Source organism: Hyphomicrobium album (genome assembly GCF_009708035.1).
GTDB lineage: Bacteria > Pseudomonadota > Alphaproteobacteria > Rhizobiales > Hyphomicrobiaceae > Hyphomicrobium_A > Hyphomicrobium_A album.
Genome location: NZ_WMBQ01000002.1, coordinates 343,530 through 364,758, shown reverse-complemented (window position 1 = coordinate 364,758; position 21,229 = coordinate 343,530). Strand labels below are relative to the sequence as shown.

At 66.2% G+C, this 21,229-nt stretch carries 25 protein-coding genes; 14 read left to right on the top strand and 11 right to left on the bottom strand.

Translation table 11 applies throughout. The features are described from left to right. Positions 1–58: 58 nt before the first annotated feature. Genes GIW81_RS13905 through egtB form a run of 3 tightly spaced genes read right to left on the bottom strand, consistent with a single transcriptional unit; the run spans position 59 to position 3,067 of the window. Positions 59–700 (bottom strand): TetR/AcrR family transcriptional regulator, encoded by a 642-nt coding sequence (locus tag GIW81_RS13905; protein ID WP_154739973.1) that lies wholly within the window; start codon positions 698–700, stop codon positions 59–61. Between the two features lie 49 nt (positions 701–749). Further along, on the bottom strand, positions 750–1,760 hold the full coding sequence (gene egtD / locus GIW81_RS13900; protein ID WP_154739972.1) for an L-histidine N(alpha)-methyltransferase: 1,011 nt from the start codon (positions 1,758–1,760) through the stop codon (positions 750–752). Next, positions 1,757–3,067 carry an ergothioneine biosynthesis protein EgtB gene (gene egtB, locus GIW81_RS13895; RefSeq protein ID WP_324615038.1) on the bottom strand — a complete coding sequence of 437 codons (1,311 nt, stop codon included), beginning with the start codon at positions 3,065–3,067 and terminating at the stop codon, positions 1,757–1,759. The genes egtD and egtB overlap by 4 nt, the downstream gene beginning before the upstream one ends. Before the next feature lie 276 nt (positions 3,068–3,343). Between egtB and GIW81_RS13890 the strand changes: the two genes are divergently transcribed. Genes GIW81_RS13890 through GIW81_RS13880 form a run of 3 tightly spaced genes read left to right on the top strand, consistent with a single transcriptional unit; the run spans position 3,344 to position 4,374 of the window. Further along, on the top strand, positions 3,344–3,538 hold the full coding sequence (locus GIW81_RS13890; protein WP_154739971.1) for a hypothetical protein: 195 nt from the start codon (positions 3,344–3,346) through the stop codon (positions 3,536–3,538). A 29-nt stretch (positions 3,539–3,567) separates the two neighbouring features. Further along, positions 3,568–4,194 carry a hypothetical protein gene (locus GIW81_RS13885; protein ID WP_154739970.1) on the top strand — a complete coding sequence of 209 codons (627 nt, stop codon included), beginning with the start codon at positions 3,568–3,570 and terminating at the stop codon, positions 4,192–4,194. A gap of 39 nt (positions 4,195–4,233) precedes the next feature. Continuing rightward, the gene (locus GIW81_RS13880) at positions 4,234–4,374 is read left to right on the top strand and encodes a hypothetical protein (protein ID WP_154739969.1); all 141 of its coding nucleotides are present in this window, start codon (positions 4,234–4,236) and stop codon (positions 4,372–4,374) included. 6 nt (positions 4,375–4,380) lie between these two features. Here the strand turns inward: GIW81_RS13880 and GIW81_RS13875 are convergent, their stop codons facing one another. Together GIW81_RS13875 and GIW81_RS13870 are read right to left on the bottom strand one after the other, a co-directional pair. Beyond that, entirely contained in the window at positions 4,381–5,055 is a 675-nt protein-coding gene (locus tag GIW81_RS13875) for an extensin-like domain-containing protein (RefSeq protein ID WP_154739968.1), read from the bottom strand. A gap of 398 nt (positions 5,056–5,453) precedes the next feature. After that, positions 5,454–6,206, bottom strand: coding sequence for an alpha/beta fold hydrolase (locus GIW81_RS13870; RefSeq protein WP_324615037.1), 753 nt, complete (start codon positions 6,204–6,206; stop codon positions 5,454–5,456). Positions 6,207–6,308: 102 nt separating this feature from the next. On the opposite strand from GIW81_RS13870, the gene GIW81_RS13865 reads away from it, so the two are divergent. Both GIW81_RS13865 and GIW81_RS13860 read left to right on the top strand, forming a co-directional pair. Continuing rightward, complete coding sequence (locus GIW81_RS13865; RefSeq protein WP_154739966.1) at positions 6,309–6,560, top strand: zinc-finger domain-containing protein; 252 nt, start codon at positions 6,309–6,311, stop codon at positions 6,558–6,560. A 56-nt stretch (positions 6,561–6,616) separates the two neighbouring features. After that, complete coding sequence (locus GIW81_RS13860) at positions 6,617–7,861, top strand: FAD-dependent monooxygenase (RefSeq protein WP_154739965.1); 1,245 nt, start codon at positions 6,617–6,619, stop codon at positions 7,859–7,861. Here the strand turns inward: GIW81_RS13860 and GIW81_RS13855 are convergent. From GIW81_RS13855 to GIW81_RS13830, 6 genes are all read right to left on the bottom strand, one after another. Continuing rightward, complete coding sequence (locus tag GIW81_RS13855) at positions 7,858–8,577, bottom strand: type 1 glutamine amidotransferase (protein ID WP_154739964.1); 720 nt, start codon at positions 8,575–8,577, stop codon at positions 7,858–7,860. The two genes, GIW81_RS13860 and GIW81_RS13855, sit on opposite strands and share 4 nt — an antisense overlap. 87 nt (positions 8,578–8,664) lie before the next feature. Next, positions 8,665–9,438, bottom strand: a complete 774-nt coding sequence (locus GIW81_RS13850) for a helix-turn-helix domain-containing protein (RefSeq protein WP_229309304.1) — start codon at positions 9,436–9,438, stop codon at positions 8,665–8,667. Beyond that, positions 9,435–10,121: an aminomethyltransferase family protein gene (locus GIW81_RS13845; RefSeq protein ID WP_154739963.1), complete on the bottom strand. Its 687-nt coding sequence runs from the start codon at positions 10,119–10,121 to the stop codon at positions 9,435–9,437. Before GIW81_RS13845 ends, GIW81_RS13850 begins: the two co-directional genes overlap by 4 nt. 15 nt (positions 10,122–10,136) lie before the next feature. Further along, entirely contained in the window at positions 10,137–13,052 is a 2,916-nt protein-coding gene (locus GIW81_RS13840) for a glycine cleavage T C-terminal barrel domain-containing protein (protein ID WP_154739962.1), read from the bottom strand. Further along, positions 13,049–13,327: a sarcosine oxidase subunit delta gene (locus GIW81_RS13835; protein ID WP_154739961.1), complete on the bottom strand. Its 279-nt coding sequence runs from the start codon at positions 13,325–13,327 to the stop codon at positions 13,049–13,051. Before GIW81_RS13835 ends, GIW81_RS13840 begins: the two co-directional genes overlap by 4 nt. Before the next feature lie 26 nt (positions 13,328–13,353). After that, positions 13,354–14,595 (bottom strand): FAD-dependent oxidoreductase, encoded by a 1,242-nt coding sequence (locus tag GIW81_RS13830; RefSeq protein ID WP_154739960.1) that lies wholly within the window; start codon positions 14,593–14,595, stop codon positions 13,354–13,356. Between the two features lie 253 nt (positions 14,596–14,848). Between GIW81_RS13830 and GIW81_RS13825 the strand changes: the two genes are divergently transcribed. From GIW81_RS13825 to GIW81_RS13785, 9 genes are all read left to right on the top strand, one after another. Then, entirely contained in the window at positions 14,849–15,139 is a 291-nt protein-coding gene (locus GIW81_RS13825) for a hypothetical protein (RefSeq protein ID WP_229309303.1), read from the top strand. Positions 15,140–15,150: 11 nt separating this feature from the next. Continuing rightward, positions 15,151–15,531 carry a hypothetical protein gene (locus GIW81_RS13820; protein WP_154739959.1) on the top strand — a complete coding sequence of 127 codons (381 nt, stop codon included), beginning with the start codon at positions 15,151–15,153 and terminating at the stop codon, positions 15,529–15,531. Between the two features lie 12 nt (positions 15,532–15,543). Continuing rightward, complete coding sequence (locus tag GIW81_RS13815) at positions 15,544–15,738, top strand: hypothetical protein (RefSeq protein WP_195930575.1); 195 nt, start codon at positions 15,544–15,546, stop codon at positions 15,736–15,738. After that, entirely contained in the window at positions 15,735–17,120 is a 1,386-nt protein-coding gene (locus tag GIW81_RS13810) for an APC family permease (protein ID WP_324615036.1), read from the top strand. Before GIW81_RS13815 ends, GIW81_RS13810 begins: the two co-directional genes overlap by 4 nt. Before the next feature lie 121 nt (positions 17,121–17,241). Continuing rightward, positions 17,242–17,919: a hypothetical protein gene (locus GIW81_RS13805; protein ID WP_154739958.1), complete on the top strand. Its 678-nt coding sequence runs from the start codon at positions 17,242–17,244 to the stop codon at positions 17,917–17,919. Next, positions 17,916–18,224: a hypothetical protein gene (locus GIW81_RS13800; protein WP_154739957.1), complete on the top strand. Its 309-nt coding sequence runs from the start codon at positions 17,916–17,918 to the stop codon at positions 18,222–18,224. Before GIW81_RS13805 ends, GIW81_RS13800 begins: the two co-directional genes overlap by 4 nt. A 58-nt stretch (positions 18,225–18,282) precedes the next feature. Continuing rightward, positions 18,283–19,179: a class II glutamine amidotransferase gene (locus GIW81_RS13795; RefSeq protein ID WP_154739956.1), complete on the top strand. Its 897-nt coding sequence runs from the start codon at positions 18,283–18,285 to the stop codon at positions 19,177–19,179. Positions 19,180–19,183: 4 nt separating this feature from the next. Then, positions 19,184–19,870, top strand: a complete 687-nt coding sequence (locus GIW81_RS13790) for a protein GlxC (RefSeq protein WP_154739955.1) — start codon at positions 19,184–19,186, stop codon at positions 19,868–19,870. Continuing rightward, positions 19,870–21,198 carry an FMN-binding glutamate synthase family protein gene (locus tag GIW81_RS13785; RefSeq protein WP_154739954.1) on the top strand — a complete coding sequence of 443 codons (1,329 nt, stop codon included), beginning with the start codon at positions 19,870–19,872 and terminating at the stop codon, positions 21,196–21,198. The genes GIW81_RS13790 and GIW81_RS13785 overlap by 1 nt, the downstream gene beginning before the upstream one ends. The last annotated feature ends 31 nt before the right edge of the window (positions 21,199–21,229 follow it).

Below are 21,229 nucleotides of genomic sequence, written 5' to 3'. Positions count from 1 at the left end.
GACTTGCGTGGATCCCGCTCTTCAGCGGGATGACGGTTGCGCGCGTTCCGCGCTGACGTCACTTATCCGCGGGGACGCCGAGGCCGTCGAGGTAGATGAGCACGGCGGCCTCGAGCAGATCCTCCGGCGACATCGGGATCGGCCGGCGCGCCGCGTCGCCGCGGCCGAACAGCGTGGCGATGCCGTGGCTCAACGACCAGATGTGCAGCGCCATCATCAGCGACGGCGGCCGCTTGTCGGCCGGCATCGTCGCGGCGAGCGCCTCGCATGCCTGGCGCAAAACATTGAAGGCGCGGTCGCCCGCCTCGCGCACCTCCGGATAGTCGCCGAGCGGCACGCCCGATTCGAACATCGCCGAAAACAGCGCCGGCTCCTTCGCCGCGAACTCGAGGTAGGCGCGCCCGACGCGCTCGAAGGCCGAGCGCGGTGTCGGCCGGCCAGTGTCCCAGGCGCGGGTCAGCGCCTCCGTGAACGCATCGAAGCCGCGCCGCGCCACGTCGGCCATCAGCGCGTCGCGGTCGCGGAAATGCCGGTAGGGCGCCGCCGGACTGACGCCCGCCGCGCGCGCCGCATCGGCGAAGGTGAAGCCCGCCGGCCCCTTCTTGGAAATGAGGTCGAGCGCCGCGGTGATTAGCGCCTCGCGCAGATTGCCGTGGTGATAGCCGCGCCGGCCGCCGGGACCTTCTTTGTGCCAACTCATGGCGCGCTTGTAGCGCAATTCGCCCGGTTCAGGCTATTGGGGCGCGCTATCAGCCTGCGCGCAAGACGTGGACGCTGAACAGCCGCTCGGGATCGGTCCATACCGCTTGCGGGCGCCACCCGGCGCGCTCGGCCAGCGCCTGGAAGCCGTCGATGTCGTACTTGTGCGAGTGCTCGGTATGGATGCGCTCGCCCGCGGCGAAGCGGAAACGGTGGCCGAGCACCTGCACCGTCTGCTCGTCGCGGCTGACGAGGTGCATGTCGATGCGCCCATGGCGCACGTCGTAGGTGGCAAGGTGGCGGAAGGCGTCGACGTTGAAGTCGGCGCCGAGCTCGCGGTTCGCCCGGTGCAGCAGGTTGAGATTGAACTTTGCCGTGACGCCCGCCGCATCGTCGTAGGCGGCGATGAGGCGGCGCACGTCCTTCTTGAGGTCGGCGCCGATGATGAGCGTGCTGTCGGCGCCGAGGATGCGGCGCATGTTGGCGAGCAGCTCCGCCGCCTCCGTGTCGGTCAAGTTGCCGATGGTCGAGCCGGGGAAGAAGCCGAGCTTGGGCTTGCCGGCGACCTCGTCGGGCAGCCGCAGCGGGCGGGAGAAATCGCCGGCGACGGGGAGCACGCGCAGGTCGGCAAAGCGCGTTTTGATGCGCGCCTCGGCGTCGACCAGCGCTGCTTCGCTGATGTCGACCGGAACGTACGCATAGAGGTCGCGCATGACCTCGAGCAGCAGTTCCGTCTTGGTGCTCGAGCCCGAGCCGAACTCGATGAGCACGGCGTCGGACGGCGCCAGGGAGGGAATTTCGCCGGCGCGGCTCTGCAGAATGCGCATCTCGGTGCGGGTCGGATAGTACTCGGGCAGCTCGGTGATGCGCTCGAAGAGGGCGCTGCCCGCCGCGTCGTAGAAAAAGCGGCAGGGGACCGATTTGTTGCGCGCCGACAGACCGGCGATGAGCGCGTGCGCGAACTCGCTCAGCGGCTCGCGCGCATGGCGGAGCGCGTCGGTCGCGCTCTCGGCGGTGCTCGGCTCGATTTCGGCGAGATTGCCGTCGACATCCAGTTTCATGCAGCGTCCTCGGCGAGGCGCAGGCCGGTGAACTGCCAACGCTGTTGCGGGTAGAAGAAGTTGCGATAGCTGGCGCGGACGTGACCGGTGGGAGTCGCGCACGAGCCGCCGCGCAGCACGTTCTGGCTGACCATGAACTTGCCGTTGTACTCGCCGACCGCGCCCGGCGCCGGGCGATAGCCCGGGTATGGCAAGTAGGCGCTCGACGTCCACTCCCAGACGTCGCCGAACATTTGCGTCAGGCGGCCGTTGCCCGGTCCGGCGGGACGGGGACGCAGCGCGCCGGTGCCGAGATCGTTGCCGGCAACCTCGTAGCCGGCGCTGGCCGCCTCCCACTCGAACTCGGTCGGCAGGCGCTTGCCGGCCCAATTGGCGAAGGCGTTCGCCTCGTAGTAGCTGATGTGGGTGACGGGCGCGCGCGGGTCGACCGGCAGCAGACCTTCGAGCGTCATCTGATGCCAGACGCCGTCGCGCTCTTCCCAGTAGCCGGGCGCGTCCCAGGCTTGCGACTTCACTGTCGTCCAGCCGTCGGCGAGCCACAGCAACGGCTCGCCATAACCACCCGCCTCCATGAAGGCGAGCCATTCGCCGTTGGTGACGCAGCGATCGGCCAGCCGATAGGGATAGAGCAGCACGTCGTGGCGCGGCCCCTCGTTGTCGTACGAGAAGCGGCTGCCGTCGTAACCGATGCCGCGGATGCCGCCGTCGAAGGCGATGAACTGCATGGGCTCGGCCGCAACCTGCGGCTCGGGCTTGGGCTGCGGTTCGCGATAGGCGGGCCGCAACGGCTGATAGGCAAACAGGCTGAGGATGTCGGTGAGCAACAGCTCCTGATGCTGCTGCTCGTGATTGATGCCGAGCTCGAGCATGGCGACGAGCGGATCTGGGCCGTCATCGACGAAGCCCTCGGTGAACAGTCGCCCAAGCTCGCGATCGACATGGGCGCGGTAGTCGCGCACCTGCTGGGCGGAGGGGCGCGTCAGCAATCCACGGCGGCCGCGCGGCTGCCGGGCGCCCTTGCTCTCGTAATAGGAGTTGAAGCAGTACTCGAAATCGGCGGCGAACTCGCGGTAGTCGGGCAGGTTCGGCTTCAGGATGAAGCTCTCGTAGAACCAGGTCGTATGCGCGAGATGCCACTTGGTCGGGCTAGCATCGTCCATCGGCTGCACAGTCTGGTCCTCGTCGCTCAGCGGAGCGGCGAGGGCGAGCGACAGCTGGCGGCTGGATAGGAGGCGCCCGTGGAGATCGGGAGCGCGCGGTTTCTTCGGCGAATCGGCGGTCGCGTGGACCGGGAGCGTTGAAAGCACGGGGACCTCTGGCTGTGAGGGTGCGGATAGACGCTAGCTCGGACGGCGCGGGTTCGGACCGTTATGGGCATAACGGGCATGCCCATAACGAACGGTTTGCTATTAGGTTCGCACTGTCCGGCAAATAGTTGCGCTTTCTATGAGTTGCTAGGGTGCGCGCGCCCACGCGCCGCAGCTTGCATAGATTTTATCGAGCCGCAGACACCCATCCTTCAGCCTCGCCGACTAGGCTTTTTCGTCTGGGGCGGTGCCCCGCGCGGGTTGGGAGGGAATGGCATGTCGCGGCGCGAGCTCGAGGTCGGATCTTTCGTGCATCTCCTAGGCCTGGAGAGCGGCTTGCTGGCGCCGGAAGCGACGTACCGCATCGAGCAGCTCCTGACGCTCGGCGACGGTGCCACCCTCTACAAGGTCCGCCACGAAAACGAGCCGTTCGATCGCGTCGTGTCCGAGCGCGAGCTCGGCCGAACCTAAGCCCCGAGCCGTCTTTCGAGGATCGCCTGATGCGCCTGCTGTCGCTTTTCGTTGTGCTGCTGGCGTCGATCTCGCTCGCCCGCCCCGCTGCGCCGGCGGTGGTCTTCGACGATGGGCACTACACGCTGGCCTTCGAGGATCAGGCGACGCTGCCCGACGGCGAAGCGGGCGACGCCATCGCCGAGTTCACCTTGCCCGGTGAAAGCGTCGACAACTGGTCGAAGCTCTTCGCCTTTCACGCCTACCCGGAAATGGGCGACGATCCCCTCGCCGCAGTCGAGACCGTCGGCAAGGTCGTGAAGGAAACCAACAAGGACGCCAACTACGCCATCGTCACCAATGACAAGACCGGCGAGGCGATCATCGACTTCCTCACCTGGGCTCCCGAGAGCGACGTGATGGAGTTCAACGTCTTCAAGTATGCGCGCTCCGCCGACGGCCGCGGCCTGGTCGCCATGCAGTATGCGCAGCACATCAAGCTGGTCGAGATCGACGTCGAGGGCATGCGGGCGCTCCGCCAACGGACCGTCGACGAAATGGCCACCGAGGACATGACGCAGGCGCAGGACTATTTTGCCAAGAAACGCGGCAGGTCTGCGTCCAATGCACCGCAAAACGGCGAGCCCGCCCTGGCGCGCGCTGGCCGCGACGACTGAAAAGCGCTACAAACCTCTCTGGCCGAGGGGAGTTTTCGCATGCGCAGTGCCGTGCTGCTCGCCGTTTTCGCCGCCGCAACGCTCGCGTCGCCGCCGACGTTCGCGCGCATTCAGCCAGACATCGTCTGCGTCGATCCGGACATGGAATTCCCGGTCGCCTGCGATCCCGACGAAGACTAGCGCCGCCTACTTGCAGACCGTCTTGAGGCCGTCGGACCCGCGTCGCGCCAGATCGACGTGGAAATGGTCGTGGTGGTTGGAGTCGTAGTCCGGGCTCAGCACCGTCGTGAAGTGCTCGCAGGCGCCGGCGCGCACCGTGCGCAGGAAGGCCCGCTCGCGCTCGTCGCCCCGCCACCCGCGCTTCACCGAGATCGTGCGTCCGTCGGCCAGGACGAAGCCCGACACGTCGAGCGCATTCGCATGGCCGTGCTCGGAGAGGTGCGCGCCCCACGAGTTGTTCATCGGACGGCAGGAATAGGAGCCGGCAATCTTCACCTCGACGAGGGGCACGCCGTAGACCCGCATGGCGGTGGGCTCGATGACGCCGACGACCCAGCGATTGATCTGCGGGATCATCGGACAGCGCACGAGCGCGACGGGGCGGATGCTAACGCGGCCGTTATCGGTCGCGGCCAGCTCGAATGGGCGCTCCGCGCCGCAGACGCTCGGTCCGCCCAGCGACAGCTTGGTCTTGATGAAGGGGGATTCCCGGACCGCGCCGGAGGCGAGGCATGCCCGCTCCTCGGTCTCCCGCCAAGGTTCGTCTTTGGCCACGAAGTATTGGCCGCCGCTGCCGCCGCACCCGGACAGCAACAGCGGACTGAGAATGCCAAGAACTACGCAGAAACGGACGGATGGCATGCGAAATAACTAACCGCGGTAACCCTAACGGATTATGAATCTGCCATCTTTCCCAAATGCATAGAGCCAGCGCATTCCGGCGCATTTACGACTCGGGCAGGGCAGAACCCGGCGAGTCGTGGCCAAACAACGGCGCGCCGGAGGTTATCCACAGCCGGAATGTCGCGACGCCGACGCCGCCTACAGACCTGTCATGGTTGGCTTGGTAGTAATTGGCTGTCAGGAGCGATCCTGGCCCTCAGGCAGCGGCCAATTCGTACTGCGTATGTGCTGCGCCCTGAGTGTGTACCGCGTCTTGGCCCCGGCATTTGTCGGCACTGGTCCCTTGGCAACCCCGCGTTTGTCTTTTGGGTATCAGTGGCGATTGCCGGGGTCTCGTATTTTCGCCGCAGCAGCGGTCAGCGCTGTGAGGCGAAGAACGCCAGCACCGCCTGCTTGAAGCCCTTGTCACCCACCGCCTTGTTGTGATCGCGCCCGGGCAGCTCGACGCCCTGCGCGCCGGGGATGAGCGCGGCGAGCTCGGCCGCCGACCCGCCGATGACGTCCTTCTCGCCGACGACGACCAGCACCGGACAGCGCAGCGCCCCCAGCGCCTCGGCGGTGATGGGCGCGCGCGCCGAGCGGATGCAGGCGGCGAGCGCCTTCAGATCGCTTTTCGTCTGCTCGGCAAAGGCCCGGAACGTGCGCGCCGTATCGTTCTTTACGTCGTCGATGCTCGCGGCCTCGAGCGCCCGCGCGATCGGCCCGGTTCCGGCGACGCCGCGCACCATGTTGAGACCGAGGCCGCCGAACACGAGGCTGCGCACGCGCGAGGGGTGCGCCATGCCGAGAAAAGCGGCGATGCGGGCGCCCATCGAATAGCCGATGACGTGGGCGCGCTCGAGGCCGAGGTGGTCGAGCAGCCGGCGCGCGTCCTCCGCCATGATCGGCGCACCGTACTGATCGAGGTCATAGAGCTTGGCGCTGCGCCCATGCCCGCGGTTGTCGTAGGCGATGACGCGATAGCCGGCGTCGGTCAGCGTCTTGACCCATTGGGTGTCGACCCAGTTGGTCGCGACGTTGGACGCGAAGCCGTGGATGAGCAGCACCGGCGTGCCCGCGCCCTCGTCGAGATAGGCGATGTCGATGCCGTCGGAGCTGAACGTCTGCACCGTCGTTTGTCCTCGTCGCCGCAGCCAGCCGCACCCCTATCATTTGCCGCCGGGCGCGGCTATGGTCGGCCCGCTATCGGCAAGACAATGCAGGGCAATTCCATGGCCTTGAGCCTCGTTCCCCACCTCGCCAACGACCAGGGCGCGGAGAAGATCTTCATCGGCGTGCGCGAGCTGAATTGTATGGGCGCCCGCCCGCCATTCGATCATCCGCACGTCTATCTCGACATGGGCGACGACGGCCAAATACTTTGCCCGTATTGCTCGACGCTCTACATCTACGACCCGCGCCTTTCCGCCGATCAGAGCGACCCGGCGGGATGCCTCGTCGGCGGCGTCGAGGACGCCGCCTGACAGCTTAACGGACTTTACAGACCGAGCGCGCCGCGGCCTGCAACTCATAGTATCCGATGAGCGTGCTGCAGCTCGATCCGCTTGCCAACGAGAATGCCGAAACGGCGCTCGCCCATGCCCGCAAGGGCCAGCCCGGTCCCGTGCTCATCGTCGGGGCGGGGATAGGCGGGCTTGCGGCCTCCCTGGCGCTGGCGCGCCGCGGCATCGCCTCGCACGTTCTCGAGCGGCGTCCTGCTTTCAATGAGGACGGCGCCGGCATCCAGATTGGTCCAAACGGCACGCGCATATTGCGTCAGCTCGGCGTCGTCGATGCGTTGCGCCCGCACGTCGGCGTGCCCGAGGCGCTGAGCGTGCGTGACGGGTCTACGGGAAATGAGCTCGCGCGGCTGCCACTCGGTCGCTGGCTCGCCATGCGCCACGGCGCCCCCTACTGGGTCGCGCATCGCAGGGACCTGCACGCCGCGCTGCTGCAAGCGGTGCGCACGGAGCCGCTGGTGGCGCTGTCGATGGGCTTCGATGCCTCCGAGGTAGCGACACGCGACGGGCTCGTCGCGGTTGCCGCCGACAGCCGCCAGGCGTGGACCGGGCGGGCGCTCATCGCCGCCGACGGCATCTGGTCACCGCTGCGCTCGCTGCTGTTCAAGGAGGCGAAGCCGACGTTCTGCGGCAAGAGCGCGTCGCGCTCGATCGTGCCGCTCGACACGCTGCCCGAGGAGTTCCACCGGCCCGAGACGACCATCTGGCTGTTCCCCGACGCGCACGTCGTGCACTACCCCGTTTCCGGCGGGACCGAGCTTGCGGTCGTCGTCGTGCTCGACGACGGGCACGAAAGCAGCGACTGGAGCGCTCCGGTGCCGCCGGCGTGGATCCAGCAGAGCATGCCCGAGTGCGCCGAGGCGCTGCAGACGCTGATCCTCGGGGCCAGCACGTGGCGGCGATGGTCGCTGCACACGATGCCCGTGCCGCAGCGATGGGCCCAGGGACCGATCGCGCTGCTCGGCGACGCGGCGCATCCGGTCCTGCCGTTCCTGGCGCAGGGCGGCGTGATGGCGCTCGAGGATGCGGCGGTTCTGGCGGACGCGCTGCACCGGAACCCCGACCAGGTGCCCCTAGCGTTGCAGCAGTATCAGCGCCGCCGCCGCGCGCGTGTCATGCGGGTCGCCAAAGCCTCGCGCCGCAACGGCAGCATCTATCACCTGCAGGGCTTGGCGGCACAGGCGCGCAATCTCGTTCTGCGCAAACTGCCGGCGCAACGGCTGATGGCACGCTACGATTGGCTCTACGGCTGGCGCGCCGACTAGGCGATACGCTCGACGGCGATGCGCATGAAGTTGTCGTAGAGGCGCCGCGAGTTGCCCAGCAGCTCTGCGAAGCCTTCGATGACCTGCTTGCGCAGCTTGCCGCCGTATCCGGGAGGATGCAGCCGCAGCGCCTCCGCGCCCGACACCGACCAATCGGCGATCGACTGATCCGTCGCCTCGACGTGGTACTGGAGGCCGAACGCCGACGATCCATAGGCGAATGCCGCAATGGGGCAATCCGACGTCGAGGCGAGCAGCACGCCTCCGTCCGGCATCGCCTTCACCTCGGCGCCGTGCCACTGGACGCCGCGCTTGCTTTCGCCAAAGCCGGCATAGAGCGGATGCCTGCGGCCTTCCTCGCTCAACGCGATGTCGAGCAGGTTGAACTCTCCGACCGTTGCCGGCCCGACCTTACCGCCCAGCGCGTCGGCGAGCAGCTGATGCCCGAGGCACACGCCGAGGAACGGCTTGTCGTTCTCGGCGACCCAGGTGCGGATCGCGGCCTTCTCGTCCTTGAGCCAGGGATGCAGATCCTCCTGCCAGACGTCCATCGGACCGCCCATCACCATGAGGATGTTGAACCGATTGAGGTCGGGGATTGGATCGCCGCGATCGAGGCGCACGATGGTCGGCACGATGCCGTCGGCAGCCAAATGCCCGAAGAGCGTTCCGGCATGGCAATTCGTGGCGTGCTGAAAGATGGCGACGCGAGGCATCGGCGCTTGTTGACCGTGGATTATTCCCTGCGGGAAAAACAGATATTCTTTGGTCTAACGATTTGCAAGCGACGTTCAGTTGCGCCGCTACGGCAATTCGCGGGAGTAGCTGATCACCGACAGGAAGCGGATGGGAAGCTTCACCAACTCCTCCGGCCCATGCGGCGCATCGGCGTCGAAGAACAGGCTGTCGCCGGCCTTCATGGGGTAGAGCTTGTCGGCGTGGCGGTACACGACCTCGCCCTCGATGATGAAGATCAGCTCGTGGCCGCCGTGCTGGAAGAGCGGGAATACCTCCGATTCTTCCGTGAGGGTAATGAGGTAGGGCTCGACGACGACGCTGCCCGACAAGCCGCCCGTGTGCCCCAGCAGCTGATACTGGTGTCCGGCGCGCGTGCCGCGACGTTCGATCAGAAGCCCCTGCCCGGCCGAGACGAAGACGGCGTCGCGCCGTTCCTCGAAACGCCTGAACAGCGATGTTACCGGAACGCCAAGCGCTTTTGACAGGCGCTGCAGCGTTGTCAGCGACGCCGAGGTCACGCCGTTCTCGATCTTGGAAAGCATGCCGAGCGACAGGTCGGCGGCGCGCGCGAGGTCGGATGCCGTGATGCCGAGTTTGCTGCGGAACGCCCGCACCTCGCGGCCTATGGCGACCTCGAGCATGTTGTCACGCGCGCCTTGCAGGGCGTGGGGGTCCTGCTCGCCGGCAAGCAACGCCTTCCGCGTCGCGACGTGCCGGGATACCCGCCCGGGCTTGGCGTTCGCGTCGGCGCCGCGGACCGGCTCGCTCAACGCGTCGAGGGGGCTATCGGTAATCCGGGCTTTGGCCGGCGCTCTTTCTCGTGTTTTGGTCTTTTTCATCCGCCTGCGAGCTTCTGCAATGCCTTTAACCCGACGATGCGCCCACCAAATTCGTCGGCGGCATCGAGGAGACAATCGCAGAAGTATAAGGCGGCGGCACTGTCCACAAGCAAGTGGAAAACGGGGGTGGTCCCCATGTCGGCCCGGGTGAGGATGGCCGACATTTTGGCGATCGAGGTTTGCGCGATGGCAAGATCGGCGAACTTATCGCGCCGCAGGTCGATGGCGCAAAGCTTGGCGAACATCTCCGGCAGGGCCTCGCCGGCCACCGCTAGCCAGGCGTGGCTGTCGCGGCGCGACAGCGGATAGGTACGCTCCTCGTCCTCGATCCGCCAATTGGCTTCGAGTTGTGCAAGCCGCTCGCCGTCGCCGTTGAGGTTGGAAAGCAGGATGACCTCGCCGGGGGCAAGGACTAGGCACAGCCCTCCATCCGGCTGGCGGAAGGCGCGGTTGGCCGTGGCCTCGATGGCAATGCCGCGCGCCTGCATGGCAGGAACGGTGCCCCGCCCTTTGAACCCGAGGCGCGGAAACGGTGTCAGGTCGGCAATGACGATCCCGCCGGCGGTCCCTTCGTCGACGGTGTCGGCAACGGCGATATCATCCAGCTTACGCCATCCGGCGCCGGCAGCTTGCAGCTTGCGGCGCAGCGGTGAACGGCGCGGAAGGGCGACGGGATCGATCATGCTCGCAGTTCCTCGTCACATTTCCTGGCGCTTGTTTTCGGGATCGTAGAAGGGCACCGGCACCGTCTCGGCGGTGACCATGCGGCCGCCGTCGACGCGGATCGCGAAGCGCTTGCCGGGCTCCGCGAGATCGGGCGGCAGGTAGGCGAGGCCGACGACCTTTCCGAGCGTGGGCGAGCGGGCAACGGAGGTGACCCGGCCGACGATGTCGCCGTCGCGGATGACGAGGTGGCACTCCTTCGGCGACGGCGCATTCCTATCGACGAGCGCGAACCCGACGAGCCGCCGCGTCACGCCCTTCGTCATCTGCATGTCGACGGCGCGTTTGCCCACGTAGAACGGCTTCTTCTTGGCGAGCGCCCACTCCATGTTGGCCTCCGCCGGATGGGTGAGGCCGTCGGTATCCTGCCCGACAATGATGTGCCCCTTCTCGAGCCGTAGGATGCGCTGCGCCTCGACGCCGAACGGCACGATGCCGAACGGCTTGCCCGCCTCCATCAGACGGTCCCACAGCGCTTCGCCCATAGAAGACGGGACGTGGATCTCGTAGCCCAGCTCGCCGACAAAACCGACGCGCAGGATGCGCACGGGAATGCCGGCGAGCTTACCTACCCGCGCTGCCATGTAGGGGAATGCTTCGGCCGAGAAGTCGATGTCGCTGGCGAGCTTCTGGATGACCTCGCGCGACTTCGGACCGGCGAGGTTGATGCCGGAGTAGGCCGCCGTGACGTTGGCGACGTCGACGTCCATCTTCCATTGCACGTTGAACCAGGTCATCTGCCGGTAGACCTGATCGACGGCGCTGGTCGTCGCCGTGACGTAGTAGTGGCGCTCGTGCAGGCGCGCGGCGACGCCGTCGTCGATGACGACGCCGGTCTGATCGGTCATCAACGCGTAGCGGGCGCGGCCGATCTGCTGTTTCTCGTAGGCCCACGTGTACATGCGGTCGATGAAGGCCGCGGCGTCGGGACCGCGCACCTCCAGGCCGCCGAGCGTCGACACGTCGATCATGCCGACGCCCTCGCGCACGGCACGCACCTCACGCTCGATCGCGCGCTGCGCGTCGCCCTTGGCGCCGTAGTAGGCGGGGCGCATCCACAGGCCGGCGGGCATCATCTGCGCGCCGGCTTCGAGGTGGCGGTGATGCATGGCGGTGAAACGCACCGGCTCGAACCCGCGTCCGGCAAGCGCGGCGAACTTCTCCGGCACCAGCGGCGGACGGAACGTCGTCGTGCCGATGGACTCGATCGACTTGCCGGTTTCCTTGGCGACGACGCGGATCGTGTTGAGGTTGGCGTGGCGCCCCTGGCTCGGACCGAACCCTGCGGTCGAGTAGCGCTTGACGAGCTGGATGTCGTCGTAGCCGTCCTTGATTGTGTTGACGATGTCCTTCGCCTTCAGGTCCTCGTCGAAGTCGATGAAGTCGAGGCCCCGCTTCTGGGCGAACACCGGATAGGGATGGCTGACGTGGGCGGCATAGGGATCGGCGGTCGGCTGGGGTCGCGGCGGCGATGAGCCATATCCGGCCTCGGCCGCGGCGATGGCGCCGGCGTGGCGGCTGTCGCCGATCACCGCTGCCTGCGACCACACGCCGGCGGCCGCGCCGACGACCGAGATGCCGGCCGGCAGGTCGACGGCGCGATGCAGATTGATCGCCGGATCGAAGATCACCTTGGCGCCGGCGTGGCTGGCGAGATTGAGCGACGGCGCGAAGCCTACGCTCATCAGCACGACATCGCAGTCGACCCATTCGCGGTCCGCCGCGCTCGTGCCGTTGCCGGTGATGCGCGCGACGGCCACCGACCGCACGCGCTTGCGACCGCGGCTGTCGGCCAGCGTGGCGCCAGAGATGATGCGCACGCCCCGTGCTTTCACCTCCTCCGCGACGGTGGAATCGACCGCGGGGTTCAGATCGACGACGGCAGCGACGGCAACGCCCGCATCGAGCAGGTCGAGTGCCGCCTCGTAGCCGAACCGGTTAGCGGTGACGATCACCGCCCGCTGCCCGGGCTTCACTGCATAAAGGCGCAACAGGCGCTGCGCCGCGCCCGCGAACATGATGCCGGGGCGATCGTTGTTGGCAAAGACGAGCGGCTGATCGAAGGTGCCGGTGGCGACGACGGTCTGCTTGCTGCGGATCTTGAAGAAGCGGCTGCCGGAGGCGGCCGACGTCCAGTTGTCGGTGAACATGCCGGTCACCGTCGTGCCGGTCATGATCCGCAGATTGCGGAGCGCGCGGGCGCGCTGGATGAGCGCATCGCGGCGCGCGACGACGGAGGCGCGGTCACCGCCACTGCGCCCATAGAGCAGCGAGCCGCCGAGCTGCGGCAACTCCTCGACCAATAGCGTATCGGCGCCGGCTTCCGCCGCGGCGATTGCCGCTTCGAGACCGGCCGGACCGCCGCCGATGACGAGCACGTCGGCGAACAGATAGGCCTTGTCGTAGTACTTGTGCGGAGCCTCGGGCTTCAGCTTGCCGAGGCCGGCCATAATGCGGATCGGCCGCTCGAACAGGTGCTGCCACACGCCGCGCGGCCAGTAGAAGGTCTTGTAGTAGAAGCCGACCGGCAGAAAGCGGCTGAAGAGGCCCATGCCGGCGAAAAGGTCGTGGTCGAGCGGACCGAGCCGATTGACAGACTCGACCGCCATGCCTTCGGCGAGAGCGTGCTGATCGGCGCGTGCGTTCGGCTCGCCGCCCACCTGCACGATGGTGTTGGCGTCGTGCCCCGACATGGTGAGCACGCCACGCGGCCGGTGATACTTGAACGAGCGCGACAGCAGCACGCGACCCTGCGCATAGAGCGCCGAGGCGATGACGTCGCCGTCAAAGCCGCTGTGCAGCCTGCCATCGAAGCTGAACGACAGCGGCCGCTTGCGATCGATCAGCAGCCCGTAGTCGGACCCTTCGAGCCGTCCGGCGCCTGCGCTCATGTCGCGCTCCCGCTACGACGCGCGAAGTAAGCGTCGACCGTCATTGTCTCTAGAACCGTGTCGGTGACGGTGTTGCGGCGGGCGATGAACCACGTGTTGGTCGGCGCGTGCAGCCACCATTCGTCGATCTCGCCGGCGAGATTGGTCTCGAGGAACAGATACCCGGTCCACGCGTCGTCGCTCGCCGCCGCGTCCGGCATCGCCTTGACCTCGCCGCCCCAAACGAATTCCGTGATGTTGCGCGGCCCGTTGACCGGGCACGTCAGAATCTTCATTGGCGTTGTTTGTCCCGATACGTCTCTCAGTGCCCCACCGACGCCGCGCCCTTTTCACCGACGAGATCGAACGTGCGGAAGCGGTCGAGCGCGAACGGCTTGAGCAGCTCCGGCTGCCGGTCATCGACAATGCACTCGGCCATGCGCGCCCCGCACACCGGCGTTGCCTTGAAGCCCCACGTGCCCCAGCCCGCGTCGATGTAGTAGTTCTGGACCGGCGTGAGCCCCATCACCGGCGAGAAGTCCGGCGTCATGTCGGCCATGCCAGCCCACTGGCGCAGCACTTTGAGCTCGCCCATGAACGGGAACAGCTCGAGCATGTGCGCCATCAAGCTCTCTTTGAAGTCGAGCGTCGAGCGCGTCGAATAGAGGCCGTAGGGATCGGTGGCGCCGCCCATCACCATCTCGCCGCGTGCCGACTGCGAGATGTAGACGTGCAGCGAGCCCGACACGATGATCTGGTCGAGGATCGGCTTCACCGGCTCCGACACGCAGGCCTGCAGCGGTATGGTGCGGATGGGGAGGAGGAATCCCGCCATCCGCGCCACCTCGCTCGACGACCCCGCCACCGCCTGTACGATCTTGCCGGCGCGGATGGTGCCGCGATTGGTCTCGACGCCGACGGCCCGGCCGTTCTCGATGAGGATCTTGTTGACGCCCGTCTGCGTGTGCACCTCGACGCCGCGCTTGATCGCCTCCTTGGCGTAGCCCCAGGCCACCGCGTCGTGGCGCGCGATGGCGCCCGGCGGATGATAGAGCGCGCCGAGGACCGGGTAGCGCACGTCGTCGGAGATGTTAATCGTCGGGCAGAGACGCTTGACCTCGTCGGCGTCGATCACCTCCGACTTTACGCCGAGGTGCTTGTTGACCTCCGCGCGCCAACGGGCGGTGCGCATCGCGGCGTCCGTGTGCGCGAGCGTGAAGTGCCCGCGCTCGGAGTACATCATGTTGATGTCGAGCTGGTTCGACAGGCCGCGCCAGAGGTCGACCGACTCTTTGTAGAACTTGACGCCTTCGGGCGTCAGGTAGTTGGCGCGGATGATCGTCGTGTTGCGCGCCGTGTTGCCGCCGGCGAGCCAGCCCTTGTCGAGCACGCAGACGTTGGTGATGCCGTGCCGAGCCGCGAGGTAGTAGGCGATGGCGAGGCCGTGGCCGCCCGCGCCGATGACGACGACGTCATAGGTGGACTTGAGCTCCGGAGCCCAGCGGAAATGCGGATCTTCAGGGTGCTCTTTGGCCAGCCCGTACTTCAAAAGCGCAAAGGGCATCGGCTGTTTCGTCCTGCCTGGCGGTCTCGAAATGCGTTCCCAGAGTGCAAGAAAATTTCCGCATGTTCAAGTGCTCAGTAGGTCACCATCCTGCGCAAATAATGGTCTTGACTCCCGAATGCCTCGGAAAAACAGGGATTACGTGGCTTGACAACTTGCGTCAACCCGTCGCAGAATTTTCCGCATATAAAAATAGGTTGCCTCTAAGGCAACTTCACTCGGGTGGAATGACAAGGCAGCCAAGGGGAGCTCAATGCAAAAGAGCACTAATGAAGCGCGCGTGCAATCGATGTACGCGGGAGACGTGCGATGGGCGGTTTTTGCCGTCGCCGCGCTCTGGGCGACATACGGATTCGTCTTCTGGAAAGTTCTGCCGCTCGTCGGCACGCCTGAGGTGATGTACGCCCTCGCTATATCGGGCGCCATCGTGCTGCTCTTCAACACCGCGTCCATCTTCGCGATGATCCGTCACTACGCCGGTGACAAGGAGCACATCTACGGCCTCGACCTCCACTACCTCGACGTCCTGCGCGGCACGGCTTGAGGGAGGGACAAATGGCCAATCCAAAATACCAACCGCCCGAGCAATCCAAATTCGGGCAGCTCATAGACTCCTTGTTCCTCCTCGCCCTCGTCGTCGCCAGCCTCTTTGCGCCGGTCTACTTCGGCCTCGCCGGCGGCGGCAAGACGGCGATCGAGTTCGCCGACAAGACGTGGGCGGGCATGGGGCAGAACGCAACGATGCAAGCCCAATGGGAGAAGCTCGGCTATACGGCCGAGACGGCCCACGACCTCATCGCCTCCCGGTTCGACTACTCCTTCAGCGTGCCGGCACTCGCTCTGACTGCGCTCGTGGTGATCGTCTACTTTGTATTCGTCTTTCGCTTGTCGGCGAAGGAGTACAAAGACGTCATCTCCGAGCGGTTCGACCGGTAACGGAGAGCATCAATGGAAAACTTGAATAACTTCCAGCTGCTGGAATACGCAGCCTGGGGCATCTCCGCCGTTATCGGTCTGTGGATGCTCTTCGACATGATCAAGACCAACATCAAGTACTCCGAGCAGACATTGCTCTCCTCGAAGGAAGGTGAAATCGAGGACGTGCTGGTCATCGATCCTACGCACCAAGGGGGGCACCGGTGACCCAGTCAACGGCAATCCACGGCGAGAAAGTCTCGCTGTTGCGCGTTCTCGGCCCCGGCCACGTCTGGGCCTTGGGCGTCGGCATCGTGCTCGTCGGCGAATACATGGGCTGGAACTTCGCCGTCGGCAAAGGCGGCGCACTCGCCGCCCTCATCGCCTGCTGGGTAGCGGGCCTGCTCTACACCTGCGTCGCCATGATCGACTCGGAGGTGACCTCGACGGTCGCAGCCGCCGGCGGTCAGTACGCGCAGGCCAAGCACATCGTGGGGCCGCTCATGGCCTTCAACGTCGGTCTCTTCCTGGTGCTCGCCTACACGATGCTGGAGGCCGGCAACGCTATTACCGCCGGCTATCTGGTGCAGGCGGTGGGCGGCATGGCGGGTTTCGAGGGTGTGCACGACAAACCATTCATCGTGCTCACTATCGTGGCGCTGGCTTGGCTGAATTATCGCGGCGTGTTCGCGACGCTTACGTTCAGCCTCATCATCACCGCCATCGCCTGCTTGGCGATCGTGGTGCTGTTCGCGGCCGTTCGCCCGTGGACCGATGACGTTCTGAAGCCGGCGGAGCTGCTTACCGGCTTGCCGTACGGCTGGCTCGGCGTCATCGCCGCGCTGCACTTTGGTCTCTGGTTCTACCTCGGCATCGAAGGCACGACGCAGGCGGCGGAAGAAGTCCGCTCTCCGGCGCGCGCCCTGCCGCTCGGCACGATGACCGGCATGATCACCCTCCTCGTGGCGGCGACCATGACCTGGTACATCTGCGTCGGTTTGATGCCCTGGGAGTACCTCGGCCAGGCGATCACGCCGCTGTTCGACGCGGCGCGACTGACCGGCTCGTTGTGGCTGATGGTGTTCCTCTTCGTCGGCACCATCTTCTCGACGCTGGCCTCGGCCAACGGCTGCATCAACGATGCCTCGCGCGCCTGGTTCTCGATGGGCCGCGACCGGTATCTGCCGGTGTGGTTCGGCGCCGTGCATCCGGTCTATCGCACGCCCTACAGGTCGATCGTCTTCCTGGTGCCCGTGGCGCTTATCTTCGCGCTCGGCGTGCCGCTCGACCAGGTGATCACGTTCTCGATCCTGTCGGGACTTCTCGGATACACCTTCATGCCCTTCAACATGGTGATGTTCCGCAAGAAGTGGCCGCTCAACTCGATCCGCCGCGGCTACGTGCATCCGTTCCACCCGCTGCCGGCGATCGTGCTCCTACTGATCTGCTCGGTCACCTACTTCGCGGTGTTCCTGGGCTACGGCACGCAGCTCGTGGCGATGATGGTGTTCTACATCGCCGCCTCGGCGTGGTTCGCCTTCCACCGCTACAAATACGTGCGGCGCGGCGATCAGTTCACGATGCCCTGGCCACGTCCCGTCGGCTACTAGTGTCGTGCCGCGGACTCCCACGGTCCGCGGCACCTCCCCGGCGATCCCCGGCTAGGCTCTGCGGGGATCGCCACCATCGCTTTAGAGCCCCGAATTCAAAGTCGCGCGGAGCGATCACGAGATGTCCGTCTCTCTTCTTCTCGCCGCCGGAAGCGTTGCCGCGCTGACCTTCGTCGGCATGCGCGATGCCCGCGCCGCCCGCGCCGCCCGCCGCGCCATTCTTGACGACTGCGCCGGCGCCCTCGACCGCTGCGAGCTTTCCCACGCTGCCGACCACTTTCCGCGCCTTGCCGGCCTCTATCGCGGGCGCGAAACTCGCGTCGATCTTCTCTGCGATACGATGACCATCCGCCGCCTGCCGCAACTGTGGATGCGGGCCACTCTGCTCGCGGCCAATCCCGGCAGGCCGGGCTTCGCTATCCTCGTTCGCCCCTCCGGAATGGGCAGCGAGTTCTATTCGCTCACTTCGACCTTCGACCAGCGACTGGCGGCGCCGGCCGGCTTCCCCGCCGAAGTGCTGATCCGCGGCGATGACGGCGCCGAGGCGCTGCTCGCCGAGCTCGCCGACACGCTGCGCGCGATCCTCGCCGATCCGCACGTCAAGGAGATCGCCGTCACGCCGCGCGGCGTGCGCATCCTGCGCCAGGCCGGCGAAGGCAAGCGCGGCGATCACCTGCTGTTGCGTCAATCGGTGTTCGAGAACACGAGTGCCACGCGCCAGGATCTCACCGCCGTGCTCGAACAGCTCGAAGCCATCCGTTCGGTGACGGACGCCTACGGGCGCGCGTGCGCGGCATGAGCGGCAAACAGCCTCTCAACCCCTACATCGTCCTCGCCCTTGCCATCCTCGCTCCGGGCGCCGGGCACGTCGCCGCCGGAGCGCCCCAGCGCGGCTTGGGCTTTGCGTTTTTCTCGCTTCTCCTGGCACTCCTCTGCTGGCACGCGACGACGCCGGACATCTCGTTCATCGGCCGCTCGGCCTTCGGCCTGTTCGTCTGGGCGGTGTCGATTCCGGACGCCTACCGCATCGCCCGCATCCGCTACGAGGAGTGGAAACACGGTCAGCGAGTTGCCTCCAAGGAAAATAGTCTTCATGCCAGTTGAACTCTTCGAGACTGCCTGCTAGGTTTTGATCGGCAGAAGAACTTGGGGACCGGAGAAAATGTGCGGCATCGTCGGCCTATTCATTAAAGACGCCTCGCTCGAACCAAAACTGGGCCAGTTAACCTCAACGATGCTCGCCACGATGTGCGAGCGCGGGCCGGATTCGGCGGGTTTTGCCGTTTACGGACCGGCCACCAAGGGGCGGGCCAAGATCACCTTGCAGTCCCCCGACCCGGATCGCGATTTCGCCGGCCTCACCGCCCCGATCTCCAAGGCAATCGGCGCCGAGGTCAGCCTGGAGCGTAAGTCCACGCACGGCGTGCTGTCCGTCCCCGCCGGCAAGGTGGACGCCGCGCGCGAGGCGCTGCGCACCGGCCATCCGCACCTGCGCATCATGAGCTCGGGCGACGTAATCGAAATTTTCAAGGAGGTCGGCTACCCGACCCAGGTGGCAAGCCGCTTCGACCTGTCGAAGATGCAGGGGTCGCACGCCATCGGCCATACGCGGATGGCGACCGAATCCGCCGTCACCACCATGGGCGCGCATCCGTTCTCGACGGGGCCAGATCAGTGCCTGGTGCACAACGGATCGCTGTCGAACCATCACAACCTGCGCCGCGACCTGATCCACGACGGCATGAGCTTCGAGACCGAGAACGATACCGAGGTCGCCGCCGCCTACATCTCCTGGCGCATGAAGCAGGGCCTGAACCTCGGCGAGGCGCTGCAGAAGAGCCTGGAAGATCTCGACGGCTTCTTCACCTTCGTGGTCGGCACCAAGAACGGCTTCGGCGTGCTGCGCGACCCCATCGCCTGCAAGCCGGCAGTGATGGCCGAGACGAATCAGTACGTGGCTTTCGGCTCCGAATACCGGGCGCTCGCCGGACTGCCCGGCATCGACGCCGCCCGCGTCTGGGAGCCCGAGCCCGCCACCGTCTATTTCTGGGAGCGCTGATCCGATGCCGACCGTCGATCTCGCTACCACATCCCTGCGCGAGCTGAACGAGCTGCTGCACAAGCAGGGCGCCGGCACCAACGAAACGCAGTGGGAAATCCTCAATCCGAAGGGCAGGCACGCCGTCGCCGTGGGCGTCGATGCACCGCTCAACATCGATATCAAGGGTCCGGTCGGCTACTACGTCGCCGGCATGAACAAGCACGCGAACATCGTCGTGCACGGTTCGGCCGGTCCCGGCGCCGCCGAGAACATGATGTCGGGCAAAGTCGTCGTCAAAGGCGACGTCAGCCAGTACGCCGGCGCCACCGGCCGGGGTGGCTTGCTCGTCGTCGAGGGCAACGCTTCCTCGCGTTGCGGCATCTCGATGAAGGGCATCGACATCGTCGTCAAAGGCAACATCGGCCACATGTCGGCGTTCATGGCGCAGACGGGCAACCTGGTCGTGTTCGGCGATGCGGGCGACGCGCTCGGCGATTCGATCTACGAGGCGCGGCTGTTCGTGCGCGGCTCGGTGAAGAGCCTCGGCGCCGACTGCGTCGAGAAGGAAATGCGCGACGAGCATCTGGACCTCGTCGACAACATCCTGCAGCGCTCGGGTCTCAATGGCGTGAAGCCCAAGGACTTCCGCCGCTACGGCTCTTCGCGCAAGCTCTATAACTTCAACATCGACAACGCGGACGCCTACTGATGACGTACCACAATCCGCCGACCACGCCCCGCAAATCCGCCGTCTTCGATGACTACACGCTTTCCGAAATCCGCCGCGCCGCGAGCACCGGCATCTACGACATCCGCGGCGGCGGTGCGAAGCGCAAAGTCCCGCATTTCGACGACTTGCTGTTCCTCGGCGCCTCCATGTCGCGCTACCCGCTCGAGGGCTACCGCGAGAAGTGCTCGACGACCGTGACGCTCGGCACGCGCTATGCGAAAAAGCCCATCGAGCTGAAAATCCCCATCACCGTCGCCGGCATGAGCTTCGGCTCGCTGTCCGCCAATGCCAAGGAAGCCCTCGGCCGCGGCGCCACCATCGCCGGCACGTCGACCACGACGGGCGACGGCGGCATGACGCCGGAGGAGCGCGGCCAGTCGCAGACGCTGGTCTATCAGTACTTGCCCTCGCGCTACGGCATGAACCCCGACGACCTGCGCAAGGCCGACGCCATCGAGGTCGTCGTCGGCCAGGGCGCGAAGCCAGGCGGCGGCGGCATGCTGCTCGGCCAGAAGATTTCCGATCGCGTCGCCGAGATGCGCACGCTGCCGAAGGGCATCGACCAGCGCTCGGCTTGCCGGCATCCGGACTGGACCGGCCCCGACGATCTGGAAATCAAGATCATCGAGCTGCGCGAGATCACCGATTGGCAGAAGCCGATCTACGTGAAGGTCGGCGGCGCGCGGCCCTACTATGACGTCGCTCTCGCGGTAAAGGCCGGCGCCGACGTCGTCGTCGTCGACGGCATGCAGGGCGGAACGGCCGCGACGCAGGAAGTCTTCATCGAGCACGTCGGCCAGCCGACGCTCGCCTGCATCCGTCCCGCCGTGCAGGCGCTGCAGGATCTCGGCATGCACCGCAAGGTGCAGCTCATCATTTCCGGCGGCATCCGCAATGGCGCCGACGTGGCGAAGGCGCTGGCGCTCGGCGCCGACGCCGTGTCGGTCGGCTCGGCGGCGCTCGTGGCGCTCGGCGACAACGATCCGGCGCTCGAGAGCGAGTACCAGAAGCTCAACACCACGGCCGGCGCCTACGACGACTGGCACGAGGGCCGCGACCCGGCCGGCATCACGACGCAGGACCCGGAACTATCGAAGCGGCTCGATCCCGTTCTTGCCGGGCGCCGCCTCGCCAACTACCTCAAGGTTATGACGCTGGAGGCGCAAACCATCGCTCGCGCCTGCGGACACAACCACGTGCACAATCTCGAGCCCGAGGATCTCTGCGCTCTCACCATCGAGGCCGCCGCGATGGCGCGCGTGCCGCTCGCCGGTACGAGCTGGATTCCGGGCCAGGGCAATCTTTAGGATCTGGGGCGAATATTTTGGGTCTGTTTGC